The sequence below is a fragment of the Janthinobacterium sp. NKUCC06_STL genome, assembly GCF_019345455.1.
GTDB classification, from domain to species: domain Bacteria; phylum Pseudomonadota; class Gammaproteobacteria; order Burkholderiales; family Burkholderiaceae_D; genus Janthinobacterium; species Janthinobacterium rivuli.
Genome location: NZ_JAHKQY010000002.1, coordinates 486,667 through 501,796 on the forward strand (window position 1 = coordinate 486,667; position 15,130 = coordinate 501,796).

Genomic DNA, 15,130 nt, shown 5'->3' on the forward strand with positions numbered 1-15,130 from the left:
AACGACAAATGAGAATGAGAATCATGTTCAGTTCTATCAAGAAATGGCTCGCGTGCTACCCGCTCGTGGCCGCCAGCCTCAGCCTGTTACTGGCCGGTGGCGCGCACGCGCAAGCGACCGATGCTGGCGCCGGCGCCAAGCAATTGTGGCAATTGATTGACTACGTTGCCGTCGATTACAGCGGCGCCGTCGAGCACGGTAAAGTGGTCAGCGAGGCGGAATACGCCGAAATGCTCGACTTTACGGACAACGCGACGACGCAGATCGCCGCCCTGCCCGCCCACGCCTCGCAAGCGGCCATTGCCGCCGCCATCGCCGACCTGCGCAAAGCCGTCGTCGCCAAGGCGGACGGCGCGGAAGTCAAGCGCCTGGCGCACCACGCAAATGGCTTGCTGATCGCCGCCTACCCGATCCCCGTGGCACCGAAAGTGCTGCCGAACCTGGCGCGCGGCGCGGCTCTGTATGCGGCCCAGTGCGCTTCTTGCCACGGCGTGGCCGGCGGCGGCGATGGTCCGCTGGCGGCCAGCCTGGAGCCGAAACCGATCGCCTTCACGGATGGCGAACGGGCGCAGTCGCGCAGCCTGATGGCGCTGTACCAGGTCATTTCGCAAGGCGTGGCCGGCACCTCGATGGCCAGTTTCGGCCAGCTGTCCGAGAACGAGCGCTGGGATCTGGCCTTCTATATCGGCGGCATGTCGCACGATGCGGCGGCCAGCGCGCGCGGCGAAAAGCTGTGGCAGGACGATCCGCGCAGCAAAAAACTGTACGCGGACCTGGCCGCCGTGACGACCTTGACGCAGGAAGCCGTGGCCGCCAAGCTGGGCGCGGACGAGGCGCAAGCCTTGACGGCGTACTTGCGCAGCCATGCCGACAAGGCCGAGGCGCACAAGCCGGCCGGCCTGGCCCTGTCGCGTCTGCGCCTGGCCGAAAGCCTGGCCGCCATGCATGCGGGCGACCGCGCGGGCGCCACGCGCCTGGGCCTGTCGGCCTACCTGGACGGCTTCGAGCCGATCGAGCCGATGGTCGGCGCGCGCAACAAATCCTTGCTGCTGGCCGTGGAAAACGCCATGCTGGCTTACCGCTCCGCCGTGGCCAAGGGCACGGTGGCCGATGCCGAAGCGGCCGGTGAAAAACTGCAGCAACTGTTTACCCACGTGGAAGCGGAACTGGGCGACGCCAAGGCCGACCCGATGACGACCTTCGTCGGCGCCCTGACGATTCTGCTGCGCGAAGGCGTGGAAGCGCTGCTGATCGTGATCGGCATCATCGCCTTCCTGCGCAAGGCCAAGCGCAAGGACGTGCTGGCCTACGTGCATGCGGGCTGGGCCAGCGCGCTGGTGGCGGGCGGACTGACGTGGGTGGCGGCGACGTATCTGGTCACCATCAGCGGCGCCAGCCGGGAAGTGAGCGAGGGACTCGGTTCCGTGTTCGCGGCCCTGGTCCTGCTGAGCGTGGGCTTGTGGATGCACCAGAAGAGCAGCGCCGGGCGCTGGCAGGAATATTTGCACGAGAAACTCACGGCGGCCATGACGCGGCGCTCCGCCTGGGGTCTGTTCGCCCTTGCCTTCATCGCCGTCTACCGCGAAGTCTTTGAAACCGTGCTGTTCTATTCCGCCCTGGCGGCGGACGGCAATGGCGGCGCCTTGCTGGGCGGCTTCCTGGTGGCCATCGTGCTGCTGGTCGTGATCGCCTGGGCCTTGCTGCGCACCAGCGCCCGCATGCCAATTGGCAAGTTCTTCTCGTGGACGTCCGCCTTCGTGGCCGTGCTGGCCGTGATCCTGATGGGCAAAGGCGTGGCCGCGCTGCAGGAAGCGGGCTGGGTTGGCGTCAGCCCCGTCGATTTCATCCGCGTCGACCTGCTGGGCATCCTGCCTACCCTGGAAACCCTGCTGGCGCAGGCGGCCATCGTGGCCATCATCGTCGCCGGCTATGGCTGGAACCGCGTTTCCGCAGGCAAGCGCAAGCTGGCCTGATCCTGCAGTCGGGGCACGGCAGCGTCCAGCGGGCGCTGCCTACGCCTGGTGGATCGGCGCGAACGACTCGGCAAACAGATCGGGCTCGTAACCGGCGGCATTGAACAGGTGGGCACAGGATTCGTCGATCGCGGCGCGCAGTTGTGCCTGATCGACGCCCAGCACGACGCCGCCCCGTTTGCGCACGCGCCCGCCAATGATGACGGTATCGATATTGCTGCGCTCAGCAGCGTGCACGACGGTACCGATGGCGTTATTGACCGGGTAAAGATTGAGGTCGCCGGTGCGTATCAGCACCAGGTCGGCCTGCTTGCCTGGCGTCAAACTCCCGATGCGCTGTTCCAGCCCCGCCACCGCGGCGCCGTCGATCGTGGCAGCTTCCAGCAAGCGGAACGCATCGGTGGGCGCGGCCGCATGGCGATGTCCCTGGTGATGCCCCATCACCCGCTGCAGGTAGAACGCCACGCGCATTTCCATGAACATGTCGCCGCTGTACGAGGTCTCGTTGTCGACACTGAGGCCGGGACGTATGCCGTGCTGGTGCGCCGCCTGCCAGGCGTTCATGCCATCCTCGATACCGTAGTGGGCATCCGAACGCGGGCATACATTGACGCGCACGCCAGCCTCGCGCAAGATGCGCCAGCCCGATTCCGGCAGACAAGTGCAGTGATTGAAGATATTGTCGCTGCCGAGCAGTCCCTGCCGGTGCAAGCTTTCCAGTTCGGCCGCCATGCCGCCGCCAAAAAACTCGGTCACGATGGGAATACCCAATTGACGTGCGACGGCCCACTGCGCCGGTTCCAGCTGCGCCATCATGGCCAGCGTCACCAGGCTGTCGGGATTCGTAAAATACCTGGCCTGCAGGCGCGCCAGGTTGCCCGGCCAATGCGCCTCATCCCAGTCGCCCGACACGGGCGCCCCCGAGGCGTGAACGGCGCGGATGCCCGCATCGAGCAGCGCGTCGACCGCCGCGTCGGAGTGCGCCGCCGTGCGGCTGTTGTGGGAATTGTCGACCACGGTCGTGATGCCGGCGTCGATGCAGCCCAGAGCCGTGAGCACATTGCCCACGTAAATGTCGCGCGGCCGGTAGTATTTGGCGAACGAAAAATGCGTGGCGTTGCAATAGTCCTCGAGCGTTGCCGCATTCGGGTTGATGCGGCGCAGTTGGCCTTCCCAGGAATGGCGGTGGGTATCGACCATGCCTGGAATGGCGATCATCCCTGCGGCATCGATCACTTCGGCGTCGTCGGCTTGCAGGTTCTGGCCGATGGCGGCGATGGTGCCATCGGCAATCAGGATATCGCCCCTGGGTACATTGCCGACATTGCCATCCATGCTGATGATGGTGGCGCCTTTGATCAGCATCTTGTGCGGGACTGGGGCCAGCGGAGCCAGCAATTGGGAGACTTGTTCAGACATGCGTGATTTCCTGCCATAGGTAGTGGATTGCACGCAGTCTAGTGCAGGCAAGCACGGGGGAAAAGTGGCGCCCCGCGTTTTCAGCATGCGGAAAAACCGAACAATGTTGGGTTATAGTGCCGTTTCCCCTACTGCCAACAAGACAAGACAAGACATGGACCGCGTACAAGCAATGCAGGTATTCCTCCGCGTGGTCGAGAGCAAGAGTTTTGTGCGCGCGGCAGAGACCCTGGGCTTGCCTGCCTCGTCGGTCACCGGCATCATCAAGCGGCTGGAACAACATTTGCAGGCGCGCCTGCTGAACCGTTCCACCAGAAACCTCAGCCTGACACCGGAGGGCGAACGCTACTTTCATCGTTGCCGAGAGATACTCGACCTGATCGCCGACACCGAAGCGAGCCTGCAGGGTTCCAGCGAGCGCCCGCAAGGACGTTTGCGCGTGGATATGCCTGGCGGCATCGCCCAAGCCGTGATCCTGCCCCAGTTGGCGCAATTCCAGCAACGCTACCCCGATATCTACCTGATGATCGGCGTCAATGACCGCCAGGTCGACTTGATACAGGAAGGCGTCGATTGCGTCATCCGCACCGGCAGCCTGGAAGACTCGACGCTGGTCGCGCGCCGGCTGGGCGAACTGCGCTGGATCACCTGCGCGGCGCCGTCCTACCTGGCCGAGCACGGCGTTCCCGCAACTTTGGAAGATGTACATGGACACCGGGCCGTCCACTACTTTTCCAGCACGCCGCGGCGCGGCGGCGAGCTGCAGTTCATCGACGACGGGGCCAGTATCACCGTTCCCCTCCCCGGCACGGTCGCCGTCAATGAGACGGGGCTGTACATCGAGCTGGGCCTGGCCGGCCACGGCTTGATGCAGCTGGCCGAGATCCTCGTAAGCGGCCATTTGCAGGCCGGAACATTGGTCGAGGTGCTGGCCGACAGGCGGCCGGCGCCCGTGCCGGTATCGCTGCTCTACCCCCACCAGCGCTTTCTTTCCCCTGCGATGCGGGCGTTCATCGACTGGACTACGGGGCTGTTCAACAACGGTGCGTGACAATTGAATAGTAATATTTTCAAAAATTTAACTATATTCGCTATTGCAGAGATTTATGCCGGCCAGCCGGACATTGGCCGTATCGGAAGCAACCCATCCATTGAACGTTCCACCAACGAAAGCATATCGATGAAAACTTCACGCGCAACTAGCTGGTCGCTGGGTCTTATTGTGGCAGGCGCCCTGCTCTCTTCCCACGCCTTTGCGGCGAAAATCCCCGACTGCGGCAAAAGGGAGCCAAGCAAAACCCTGCCCACGCCGCAAAACAGCGAATATGACGCCTACCGCAATGCGAAAACGAGCGCGGTCGCCGGTGGTCCCGGCAATACCGTCTTCAATAACAATGAGGGCCGCCTTCCCGCCGCCGGCAAGGACGAGGTTTATTATGAATACTATCTGGGGATCGGCGGCGATGGCGGAGCCGGTTCGCATCGTGCGGTCTTGCTTGTGCAGACACCGAAGGGGAAACGCAAATTGGTGGAGCGCTATTACACGCAGGACCACTATGCCAGCTTTTGCAGCCTGAAGAGCTAGTCCCTCCTCAACTACCGGCCGCGGCGGTGAAACGTCTGCCGCGGCTGGTCGCGTGCACGGTGTTGAAAAGTACGATATGATGACCGTCATGCAGAACTTACCCAACAAGAAACCCTCGGCGCAAAGCCGCAAGGAAGCCACCCACGAACGCATCGTCGAAGTGGCCACGCGCGCCATCCGCCGCAGCGGCTACGCGGGCACGGGCGTGGCCGACATCATGAAGGAAGCGGGCCTGACGCACGGCGGCTTTTATGCGCACTTCGCCTCGCGCGACGCCCTGCTGGTCGAAGCGGGCGACCGCGCGGGCGCCGAAGCGGTGGCGCTGGCAGCCCGGGTGGCGGCCGCCGCCCCGGCTGGCCAGGCGCTGCAGGCCATGCTGGCCGCGTATTTGTCGCCCGAACACATCGCCGCCATCGAGGTGGGTTGCCCCGTCTCGGCGCTGGGTTCGGAAATGCCGCGCCAGGCACCCGAGGTGCGCCGCGCCGCCACCATCCACATCAAGGAAATGATCGACCTGTTCGCGCGCCAGATGCCAAACTGGGGCCAGCCGGAAGCGCACGCACAGGCCATGGCGACGGTATGCGCCATGATCGGCACCACCATTCTGGCGCGCGCCGTCGACGAGCCGGCCCTGTCGGACGCGCTGTGCGCGGCCACCCTGGCGCAGTTTCAGACACCAGCTTAGCCGTACCGCCCTGGGCCTTGATCCGTCCCGGGGTTTTTTCAAACCAGAATATGATGATCGTCATATTTTGTATTCCACGCTGTCAACCACTGAAGGAACATCATGAACAACAAGAAGATTGCCCTGGTCACCGGCGCCTCGTCCGGCATCGGTGCGGCCACGGCCCGGCGCCTGGCGCAAGCGGGCTATACCGTGTACGGCACCAGCCGCAGCGGCGCGCAGCTCCCTGGCCAGCAATACGCCATGCTGGCGCTCGACGTCACCAGCGAGGAGTCCGTCGCTGCCGCCGTGGCAGAGGTAATGCAGCGCGAGGGCCGCATCGACCTGCTGGTGAATAACGCCGGCTTCGGCGTGGCCCCGGCCGGCGCCGAAGAAAGTTCCATCGCGCAAGCGCGCGCCATCTTCGAGACGAATTTCTTTGGCGTCGTGCGCATGACCCTGGCCGTGCTGCCGCACATGCGGGCCCAGGGCGGCGGACGCATCCTCAATATCGGTTCCGTCGTGGGCTTTTTGCCCATGCCCTACGGCGCGCTGTATTCGGCCACCAAGCACGCCATCGAAGGCTACACTGAATCGCTCGACCATGAAGTGCGCGGCTGGGGCATCCGCGCCAGCGTCATCGAACCGGCCTATACGAAAACCACGTTCGAAGCCAATCTGCTGGCGCCCGATACGCCGCTGTCGGCCTACCGGCAAGTCAGCGCGGCCGTCACAAGCCGGCTGCAAACGCTGATGGCCGGCGCCGATGACCCTGCCATCGTGGCCGACAGCGTATTGGCGGCGGCGCAGGCAAGCGAGCCAAAATTGCGCTACACGGCCGGGCCGCTGGCCGCGCGCCTGCGCCTGATGCGCCGTTTCATGCCGGCGTCGCTGCTGGACGCCGGCTTGCGCAAGGACCTGCGCCTGGCGTGAACGCGGGCATTTCATTCAACCTGACAAAGAGAACAGCATGCAAGCTCTGCAACTGAAAAAATACGGCGGCCCCGATCACGTGGCATTTGTGGAACTGCCCCGCCCCACGCCCGGTCCCGGCGAATTGCTGGTGCGGGTGCACGCCGTGGGCCTGAACCCCATCGACAATCTGATTCCCAAGGGCGACTTCAAGCCGATCTTGAAAATGCGCTTGCCGGCCACCCTGGGCAGCGATCTGGCCGGCGTGGTCGTGGCCGTCGGCAGCGGCGTCACGCGTTTTACAGTGGGCGACGCCGTGTATGCGAGTATTTTCGACACGCCACACGGCAGCCTGGCCGAATTCGCCGTCGTGCCGGAACAGGCGGCCGCGCTGAAGCCGGCCAACCTCGATTTCGTGCAGGCGGCGTCGATACCCATGGTGGGCCTGACGGCGTGGCAAGCCATGCAGGAACGCATGCAACTCAAGGCCGGCCAGAAAGTGTTCATCCCGGCCGGTTCCGGCGGCATCGGCACGTTCGCCATCCAGCTGGCCAAACACCTGGGCGCCCGCGTGGGCACCACCACCAGCACGGCGAACGTGGCACTGGTGCGCGGCCTGGGCGCCGATGAAGTCATCGACTACAAACAACAGCCGTTCGAAGAGGTGCTGCGCGATTACGACGCCGTACTGGGCACGGTGCGCGGCGACGGGCTGGAAAAAGCCCTGCACATCGTCAAACCGGGCAGCCACGTCGTGTCGCTGATCGGCCCGCCGGACGCCGCCTTTGCCCGCGCGCGCGGCATGAACGTGGTGCTGAAACTGGTGTTTGGTTTGCTCAGCCGCAAGATCATCGGCCTGGCGCAGCGGCGCGGCGCCAGCTATGCCTTTCACTTCGTGCGTCCCGACGGCGGCCAGCTGGCACAGATCGCCGCCCTGCTCGAGGCGGGAAGCATCCGCCCCGTCATCGACAAGGTGTTTCCTTTTACTGAGGCGAAACAGGCGCTGGCCTACCTGGCGCAGGGCCGCGCACGGGGCAAGGTGGTGGTGCAACTACCTGAGTCTTGAGGCATATTTGAACTGCTTTCCGCGCTGTGACTATGTGTGAGTTTTTCGTTGGCAATTTACTCCATACTCGTTGTCAACCGTGTGCCTCTTGATACCGGTCAACCTCCATAAAGGTAGCTCATGCGCGTTTTCCCGGAATGCTGCTGGCTCGCTATCACCCTCGTGGCCGGCATGGTCCACGCCGCCGAACCGGGTGTCACCGATACGCACATCCGGCTGGGCATGGTCAATGCGCAAACGGGGGCGGCCTCCGGGCTGGGGAAAGCCATGCTCGACGGCGCGACGGCCGTTTTCCAGGAAGCGAACCAGCGCGGCGGCATCCATGGCCGCAGCATCGAACTGGTGGTTGCCGACGATGGCTACGATCCGGACCGCGCCATCAGCGAAACGCTCAGGCTGGTAGAGGAAAAACAGGTGTTCGCCCTGTTCGGCAACGTGGGCACGCCGACCACCAACGCCGTCATCCCTATCGTCCGGGAAATGAAGGTGCCGTTGGTGGGCGCGTTTACGGGGGCGATGACCTTGCGCCGCCCCGTGGTGCATGAAATTATCAACTTCCGCGCCAGTTATGACGATGAATCCGATGCCCTGGTGCAGTATTTCACCAGCCGCGGCGTCAAGCGCTTTGGCGTGCTGTACCAGGACGACGGCTTCGGCAATGCCGTACTCGACGGCACTGTGCGCGCCCTGCAACGGCGCGGCATGGAACTCGTCGCCAAGGGTTCCTTCCAGCGCGGCACGACGGCCGTCAAGGCGGGACTGGCGGCCCTGATCGGACACGACCTGCAAGCCGTGATCATGGCCGGGCCCTACACGCCGGTGGCCGCGTTCGTGCGCGAGGCAAGCCAGACCGGGCTGAAGGCGGCCCTGGCCACGGTATCGTTTGTCGGCACGGACAGCCTGCTGCAATTGCTGGGCAAGGCAGGCGACAACATCGTCATTTCCCAGGTGGTGCCGCTGCCGGAAGACCGCACGCTGCCGATTGCCGCCGACTGCGCCGCGCTGCTGGCCAGGCATGTGCCGGCGGCCAGGCTGTCTTTCGTCAGTTTTGAAGGCTGCATCTCGGCCACCCTGATGGTGGCGGCGCTGCGCGGCGCGGGCGCCGACCTCACGCGCGAGCGCCTGATCCAGAGCTTCGAAACGTTTGACCGGCTCGACCTGGGCGGCATGCGGGTGACGCTGCGGCCCGACAACCACCAGGCGTCGACAGCCGTCTTCCTGACCCGCATCGCCGACGGCAGGATCGTTCCGGCCGACCCGGACCCTGGCGCGAAGTGATGCGCGCTCCCCTGCCCTGCGCGACCTGGAGCCTGGCATGAAAATCAGGACCAAGCTGATCATCAGTACCAGCGTCCTGCTGGCCGGCGTGGCGGCCATGGCGGCGGCCAGCCTGCTGCTGGTGAAAGGCATCGAAACCCATGTGCACGGCTTGACCGACCGGACCGTGCCGCTGTACACGGACGTCTTGCGCCTGCGCTATACCGTGCAAGACATGGCGTCGGATTTTTTCGAGCTGGGCAAGGCGGAAGACCTGGCGCAGCTGGAGCAGGTATCAAGCAAGATCGTCGCCAATATCCAAGCCGCCGAGAGCATCAGCCAGCAATTGCGGCGTCACGGCGAGTTGCAAACGCCCCGCTACCACTCGGCCTTCGAGCAGGAATTCCAGCGCATGCGCGTGGCCGTGCGCAAACGCCTGGAAAACGAGGCTTATTACAAGGCGCAGGCGACGGAAATGCGCCAGGTGCTGGCGCAGATCAAGGCCGCCGCCAAGGGTGCGCGCGGCAAGATCCGCCTGGTCGACAGCCAGGCTCAGGCCACCGCCGCCGAAGTGCAGCTGGAAAGCCAGCGCCTGAACGAGAACGCGCGCTACCTGACCGACTTGCGCAAGAGCATCCTCGACATGCAGATTGCGCTGGCCGAAACGGAGGCCGTGAAGAACCGTTTTCGTATCGCCCCCTTGCGCGAACGGCTGACGGCGGCCGTCGCGCATCTGGCGGGAAGCGGCGAGCGCGGCATCAGCCCGGCCCAGCAGGCGCTGCGGGAAAAGCTGCTGGCCACGGCGCGCCAGATGCTCGATCCCGCCACCGGCTTGCTGGCCTTGCGCGCCGGACTGCTGGCCGAGGGCGGCGCCAGCGCGGCGCAGCAGGCGCACTATGCGGCGCTCAAGGAACAAGTCAGCGCCACCCTGGCCTCCACGCTCCTGCGCCTGGCCGAGGAACTCGATCCCATCGAACTGCAGCTGGCCATCGGACGCAACCGCCTGGCGCAGGCCAACCGCTACATGCGTACTTCGGCCCGCATCGAGGACGCCAGCGGCGAAATCAACCTGGCCGTCGACGCCATCAGCATCGGCGTGGGCGAAGTCATGCTGGCCACGGCCGCCGGCGACGTCACGCGCCTGGGCGACGATATCGCCCTGCACATCAGCGCCCTGCACGGCGACATGGCCACCATGCAAACCTTGCTGCAAAGCATAGGCCAGCTGGGCTTGCTGGCCGAAACGCGCGGCGTCAACACTTACCTGGACAAGGTCGAGCGGTCGGGACAGCGGCTGGTGCAAGCCAAGGGCAGCGTACTGGACAGCGAAAAGGCGCTGGACGAGGTCATCGACCACGTGCGCGCCTTCGAGCGCGAACAGGCCGCCTATTCGGCGCAGCAAGTGGCGCGCATCACGGGGCAGCAGCAGGACGCGGTGGCCCAGGTGCGCGACGGCGTGCGCCATGCCTTCGTGCTGATTCTCGGCATCGGACTGATTCTGCTGCTGGCCTGCGTGGCCATCACGGGGCTGATCAGCGCTTCCATCGCCAGGCCGCTGGCGCACCTGTCCCATGCGATTGCCCATATCCGCGGCGGCAAACCGCTGTCCGTGCGCGTGGCGCAGCATGGCAGCGATGAACTAGGGCAATTGATCATGGGCTTTAACGGCATGCTCGAGCACGTCGAACAGCGCGACCTGGCGCTCAAGCAGGCCAAGGCCGAGGCCGACGCCGCCAACCGCGCCAAGTCGGAATTCCTGGCCAAGATGAGCCACGAGATCCGCACGCCGATGAATGGCGTGCTGGGCATGACGGAATTGCTGCAGCGCACGGAACTCAGTCCCAAGCAGCAGCGTTTCGTGCACACGGTACACCGCTCGGGCGAAAGCCTGCTGAGCATCATCGATGATATTCTCGATTTTTCCAAGATCGAGGCGGGCAAGCTGGTGCTCGAACATATCCCCTTCGACCTGCGCCAGGTGATCGACGATGTCGTGGCCCTGTTTGCCAACGGCATCCAGCGCAAGGCCATCGAATTTACCTGCCGCATCGCCTCCGACGTGCCGCAGCACGTGCGCGGCGACCCCGTGCGCCTGCGCCAGATCCTCACCAACCTGCTCAACAACGCCACCAAGTTTACCGAACGGGGCGAGATTTCCGTCGATGTCAGCTGTCCCGCCGCCGGCCAGATCCGCCTGGAAGTACGCGACACGGGCATCGGCATGGCGCCGGAGGCGGCCGCCGCCGTCTTCCAGCCCTTCCGCCAGGCCGACAGCACCACGTCGCGCAAATACGGCGGCACGGGCCTGGGCCTGGCCATCATCAAGCAGCTGGTGGAAATGATGGGTGGCAACATTGTGCTCAAATCCGTGGCGGGCCAGGGGTCCAGCTTTGCCGTCACTGTTGCCGTGGGCACCGTGGCGCCCGAGGACGCGCCGCCGGCGCCGCCGCCGCGCGTGTCGCTGGGCGCCTTGCACGTGCTGATCGTGGATGACCATGCCACCAACCGCACGATCCTGCTGCAGCATGCGATCGAGTGGCAGATGGCCGCCGCCAGCGCCGCCGACGGGGCCGAAGCGCTGGGCCTGCTGCAAGGCGCGCTGCGCGGCGGGCGCCCGTTCGACCTGGCCATCATCGACATGCGCATGCCCGTCATGGATGGCCCCGAGCTGGTGCGGGCGATCAAGGCCGACGCCGGCCTGGCGGCCCTGAAAATCATCATGCTCAGTTCACTCGATGCCTCGGCCGAGTTGCGCCAGGTAACGGCGCTGGGCGTGGCATATTGTCTGACCAAGCCCGTGCGGGCGCTGGAACTGCGCCACTGCATCGAAGCCGTGTGCGGCTACACTACCCTGGCGCCAACGAGTGCTGCCCTGCCTGCCGTGCCCGCGCCAGCGGACACCGTAGACGCAGGCCAGGCGCCGCTGCGCATGCTGCTGGTGGAAGACAACGCCATCAACCAGGAAATCGCCCTGGCCATGCTGGAAGATAGCGGCTACGAAGCGACGCCGGCCGACAACGGGCGGCGCGCGCTGGCCCTGTGGGAGCGCTACCCGTTCGACGTGATCCTGATGGATTGCCAGATGCCGGAAATGGACGGCTTTGAAGCGACGCGGCGCTTGCGCCGCATGGAGGCCGAGCAAGGCCGTGTCCGCACACCCGTCATTGCCCTGACGGCCAACGCCATCCTCGGCGACCGCGAACTGTGCCTGGACGCGGGCATGGACGACTACCTGGCCAAGCCGTACACGCGCGCCGCCCTGCTGGCGATGCTGGCCCGCTGGCGCCCGTCGCCCGCCGCGCCGGCCACAGCCGAGACGCCTACAGTAACCACGGAGGCGGCGCCGGTGGAATCGGCCTCCATCCTCGACGCCGCCGCCCTGCAAAACCTGCGCGCCATGCGGCGTCCCGGCCGTCCCGACGTGCTGGGCCGCATCATTGACCTGTTCTACAGCGACGCGCCGCGCCTGCTGGGCCAGCTGGAAGTGGCCGCCGAGGCCAGCGATACCGCGGCCCTGCAGCTGGCGGCGCATACGCTCAAGTCCAGCTGCGCCAACGTGGGCGCGCTGGGCTTGTCGGCCACCTGCCGTGAAATCGAACAATACGCGCGCGGCAATGACGTCGGCAGCGCGCTCAACCATATCCGCGGCATCCAGCAAGAACTCGACCGTGTCCTCGCCGCCCTGGCCATTGAGAAGGAAGCCATATGAATACCGCACTGCCCCCGCAAGCACTGGTCCTGGTGGTCGATGACGACACCATGACGCGCATCCTGGTGACGGAAGCGCTGGAACCGGAAGGCTTCCGCATCGAGGAAGCGGCCAGCGGCCTGGAAGCGCTGGCCGCCTTTCAGCGCGGCGTGCCCGACCTGATCCTGCTCGACGTCGCCATGCCCGGCATGAGCGGCTTCGAATGCTGCCAGCAGCTGCGCCGCTTGCCCGGCGGCGCGCATGTGCCCATCGTCGTGCTGACCGGCAACGACGACGATGACTCCATCAAGCAGGCGCTGGAAGCGGGCGCCAGCGATTTTATCTCCAAACCGATGCAATGGCGGCTGCTGGCGCACCGGCTGCGCTACCTGCTGCGGGCCAGCAGCGCGCTCACCGAATTGAGCCGTATCCAGGAAAGCCTGAACCACGCGCAGGCGCTGGCCCGCCTCGGCAACTGGGAATACCGGGTCGCCGGCGGTGACGGCTACTGGTCGCCGGAGCTGTTGCGCATCCTGGGCCTGGACGCCGATTCCGGGCCCACCAGCTTCGACCGCCTGCTGCAATGCCTGCCGGAAGACCAGCGACCGCTGCTGCTCGATGCCTTCATGGAACTGCATGCGAACGGCACCAGCTACGGCCTGGAACACAAGGTGCTGCAGCCGGACGGCGGCGAGTGCATCGTCTTTCACCAGGCCGAAGCCGTGCGCGAAGGCCGCCAGGTGCTGCTGATGCGCGGCACCGTACAGGACATCACGGAACGCAAGCTGCAGCAATTGCGCATCGAATACCTGGCCAACCACGATGCGCTGACGGACTTGCCCAACCGCCAGTTGCTGAACGACCGCATCGGCCAGGCCATCGCCCATGCCCGCCGCACCCGCCTGCACCTGGCCACCCTGATGCTGGACCTCGACCGTTTCAAGTTCGTCAACGACAGCTACGGCCACCCGGTGGGCGACGCGCTGCTGCGGGAAGTGGCCCGGCGGCTGAAGCTGGCGGTGCGCGAGGGTGACACCGTGGCACGCCAGGGCGGCGACGAATTCGTCCTCCTGCTGACGGACCTGCCCGACATCGTGACGGCTGAACAGATCGTGCAAAAAGTGCTGGCGGTGTTCGCCGATCCCTTCGTGCTGGGCGAGCATACCCTGCACGTGAGCACCAGCATCGGCGCCAGCGTGTTTCCGTCCGACGGCGACAGCGGCGACATGCTGCTCAAGACGGCCGATGCCGCCCTCTACAGCGCCAAGGACAAGGGCCGCAACGGCTACCAGTTCTACAACCACAAGATGGGCGTGCTGGTGGAGGAGCGGGCCGAAATCGAACACGCGCTGCACCAGGCGCTGGCGCTGGGCGAGCTGGAACTGCACTACCAGCCCAAGGTCGACCTCACCAGCGGCAAGATTTATGGCATGGAAGCGCTGCTGCGCTGGCGCCGCGACGGCATCGGCCTGGTGCCGCCGGACCGCTTCATTCCCCTGGCCGAGGAAACGGGCATGATCGTGCCCATCGGCGAATGGGTGCTGCGCACGGCGTGCGCGCAGCTGGGCGTCTGGCATGCCTACGGCTTTACGCACCTGACGATGGCCGTCAACGTGTCGGCGCGCCAGTTCCGCCAGGCCGATATGCCGCAGCTGGTGCGCGAAGTGCTGGCCGACAGCGGCGTGCCGGCCCACTGCCTGGAACTGGAACTGACGGAGAGCGTGCTGATGCAAAACCGCGACCTCGTGGTGAAGGCGCTGGAACAGTTGAAGGAAATCGGCGTCACCCTGTCGCTGGACGACTTCGGCACCGGCTATTCCAGCCTGTCCTACCTCAAGCAGTTCCCCATCGACGTGGTCAAGATCGATCAATCGTTCATCCGCGACGTGACCGACAGCGTGGATGGCGCGTCGCTGACCCGCTCCATCATCGCCATGGCCAAGTCGCTGCACATGACGACGGTGGCTGAAGGCGTGGAAACGGAGGGGCAATTGGGATTTCTCAATACCAACCGCTGCGACGCCATGCAAGGCTATTACTTCAGCCGCCCGCTGCCGGGCGCCGAGATGGATCTGATGCTGCATGCGGGCACCCATCTGCCGCCCGAGAACTGCCATGCCGAAGCGCCGCAGCGCGTGCTGCTGCTGGTGGACGACGAAGAGCATATCCTGTCCGCCCTGCGCCGCTCGCTGCGCAAGGAAGGCTACCAGATACTCAGCACCAGCAAGCCGCAGGAAGCGCTGGAACTGGTGGCCGCCAATGCCGTGGGCGTGATCCTCACGGATGCGCGCATGCCGGGCATGTCCGGCAACGAACTCTTGCGCCGCATCAAGGGTATCTATCCGGAGATCGTGCGCGTGATGTTGTCCGGCTACCCCGAATTGCATTCGGTCACGGCGGCCATCAACGAAGGCTCGGTGTACAAGTTCATCACCAAGCCCTGGGACGAAACCTTGCTGAAAGACCATTTGCGCGAAGCCTTCCAGCGCTTCGAATCGGGCGTGCAACGCCCGCCCGTGGGTCCGCATGGCATCGAGATCGGCAACCGCGCCGCCTGACCACTTAC

General features: G+C 65.3%; 10 protein-coding genes. 9 read left to right on the forward strand and 1 reads right to left on the reverse strand.

The features are described 5' to 3' along the window. The first annotated feature begins 23 nt into the window (after positions 1-23). Complete coding sequence (locus tag KO539_RS11140; protein ID WP_219309231.1) at positions 24-1,973, forward strand: cytochrome c/FTR1 family iron permease; 1,950 nt, start codon at positions 24-26, stop codon at positions 1,971-1,973. A 39-nt stretch (positions 1,974-2,012) separates the two neighbouring features. Here KO539_RS11140 and KO539_RS11145 read toward each other — a convergent pair whose 3' ends face one another. After that, positions 2,013-3,392, reverse strand: coding sequence for an amidohydrolase family protein (locus KO539_RS11145; RefSeq protein WP_219309232.1), 1,380 nt, complete (start codon positions 3,390-3,392; stop codon positions 2,013-2,015). Positions 3,393-3,546: 154 nt separating this feature from the next. Between KO539_RS11145 and KO539_RS11150 the strand changes: the two genes are divergently transcribed. The 8 genes from KO539_RS11150 to KO539_RS11185 all read left to right on the forward strand — a co-directional run bounded on the left by KO539_RS11150 (position 3,547) and on the right by KO539_RS11185 (position 15,122). After that, positions 3,547-4,443: a LysR family transcriptional regulator gene (locus KO539_RS11150; protein ID WP_219309234.1), complete on the forward strand. Its 897-nt coding sequence runs from the start codon at positions 3,547-3,549 to the stop codon at positions 4,441-4,443. A gap of 3 nt (positions 4,444-4,446) precedes the next feature. Continuing rightward, a complete protein-coding gene (locus tag KO539_RS11155; RefSeq protein WP_152598688.1) occupies positions 4,447-4,977 on the forward strand; it encodes a ribonuclease domain-containing protein in 531 nt (176 codons plus the stop codon). A gap of 76 nt (positions 4,978-5,053) precedes the next feature. After that, complete coding sequence (locus tag KO539_RS11160) at positions 5,054-5,662, forward strand: TetR/AcrR family transcriptional regulator (RefSeq protein WP_099401982.1); 609 nt, start codon at positions 5,054-5,056, stop codon at positions 5,660-5,662. Positions 5,663-5,764: 102 nt separating this feature from the next. Then, positions 5,765-6,574: an oxidoreductase gene (locus KO539_RS11165; RefSeq protein ID WP_219309236.1), complete on the forward strand. Its 810-nt coding sequence runs from the start codon at positions 5,765-5,767 to the stop codon at positions 6,572-6,574. A 37-nt stretch (positions 6,575-6,611) separates the two neighbouring features. Beyond that, positions 6,612-7,619, forward strand: a complete 1,008-nt coding sequence (locus tag KO539_RS11170) for an NADP-dependent oxidoreductase (protein ID WP_219309238.1) — start codon at positions 6,612-6,614, stop codon at positions 7,617-7,619. Between the two features lie 120 nt (positions 7,620-7,739). Next, the gene (locus tag KO539_RS11175) at positions 7,740-8,897 is read left to right on the forward strand and encodes an ABC transporter substrate-binding protein (RefSeq protein WP_257626236.1); all 1,158 of its coding nucleotides are present in this window, start codon (positions 7,740-7,742) and stop codon (positions 8,895-8,897) included. 37 nt (positions 8,898-8,934) lie between these two features. After that, positions 8,935-12,585: a response regulator gene (locus KO539_RS11180; protein WP_219309245.1), complete on the forward strand. Its 3,651-nt coding sequence runs from the start codon at positions 8,935-8,937 to the stop codon at positions 12,583-12,585. Next, positions 12,582-15,122 carry an EAL domain-containing protein gene (locus tag KO539_RS11185; protein WP_219309247.1) on the forward strand — a complete coding sequence of 847 codons (2,541 nt, stop codon included), beginning with the start codon at positions 12,582-12,584 and terminating at the stop codon, positions 15,120-15,122. The genes KO539_RS11180 and KO539_RS11185 overlap by 4 nt, the downstream gene beginning before the upstream one ends. Positions 15,123-15,130: the final 8 nt, after the last annotated feature.

What these genes read in the sequence shown, in the direction of transcription:
- KO539_RS11140 (WP_219309231.1), top strand. Translation starts at nt 24, where the DNA reads ATGTTCAGTTCTATCAAGAAATGGCTCGCGTGCTACCCGCTCGTGGCC.
- KO539_RS11145 (WP_219309232.1), bottom strand. Translation starts at nt 3,392, where the DNA reads ATGTCTGAACAAGTCTCCCAATTGCTGGCTCCGCTGGCCCCAGTCCCG.
- KO539_RS11150 (WP_219309234.1), top strand. Translation starts at nt 3,547, where the DNA reads ATGGACCGCGTACAAGCAATGCAGGTATTCCTCCGCGTGGTCGAGAGC.
- KO539_RS11160 (WP_099401982.1), top strand. Translation starts at nt 5,054, where the DNA reads ATGATGACCGTCATGCAGAACTTACCCAACAAGAAACCCTCGGCGCAA.
- KO539_RS11165 (WP_219309236.1), top strand. Translation starts at nt 5,765, where the DNA reads ATGAACAACAAGAAGATTGCCCTGGTCACCGGCGCCTCGTCCGGCATC.
- KO539_RS11170 (WP_219309238.1), top strand. Translation starts at nt 6,612, where the DNA reads ATGCAAGCTCTGCAACTGAAAAAATACGGCGGCCCCGATCACGTGGCA.
- KO539_RS11175 (WP_257626236.1), top strand. Translation starts at nt 7,740, where the DNA reads ATGCGCGTTTTCCCGGAATGCTGCTGGCTCGCTATCACCCTCGTGGCC.
- KO539_RS11180 (WP_219309245.1), top strand. Translation starts at nt 8,935, where the DNA reads ATGAAAATCAGGACCAAGCTGATCATCAGTACCAGCGTCCTGCTGGCC.
- KO539_RS11185 (WP_219309247.1), top strand. Translation starts at nt 12,582, where the DNA reads ATGAATACCGCACTGCCCCCGCAAGCACTGGTCCTGGTGGTCGATGAC.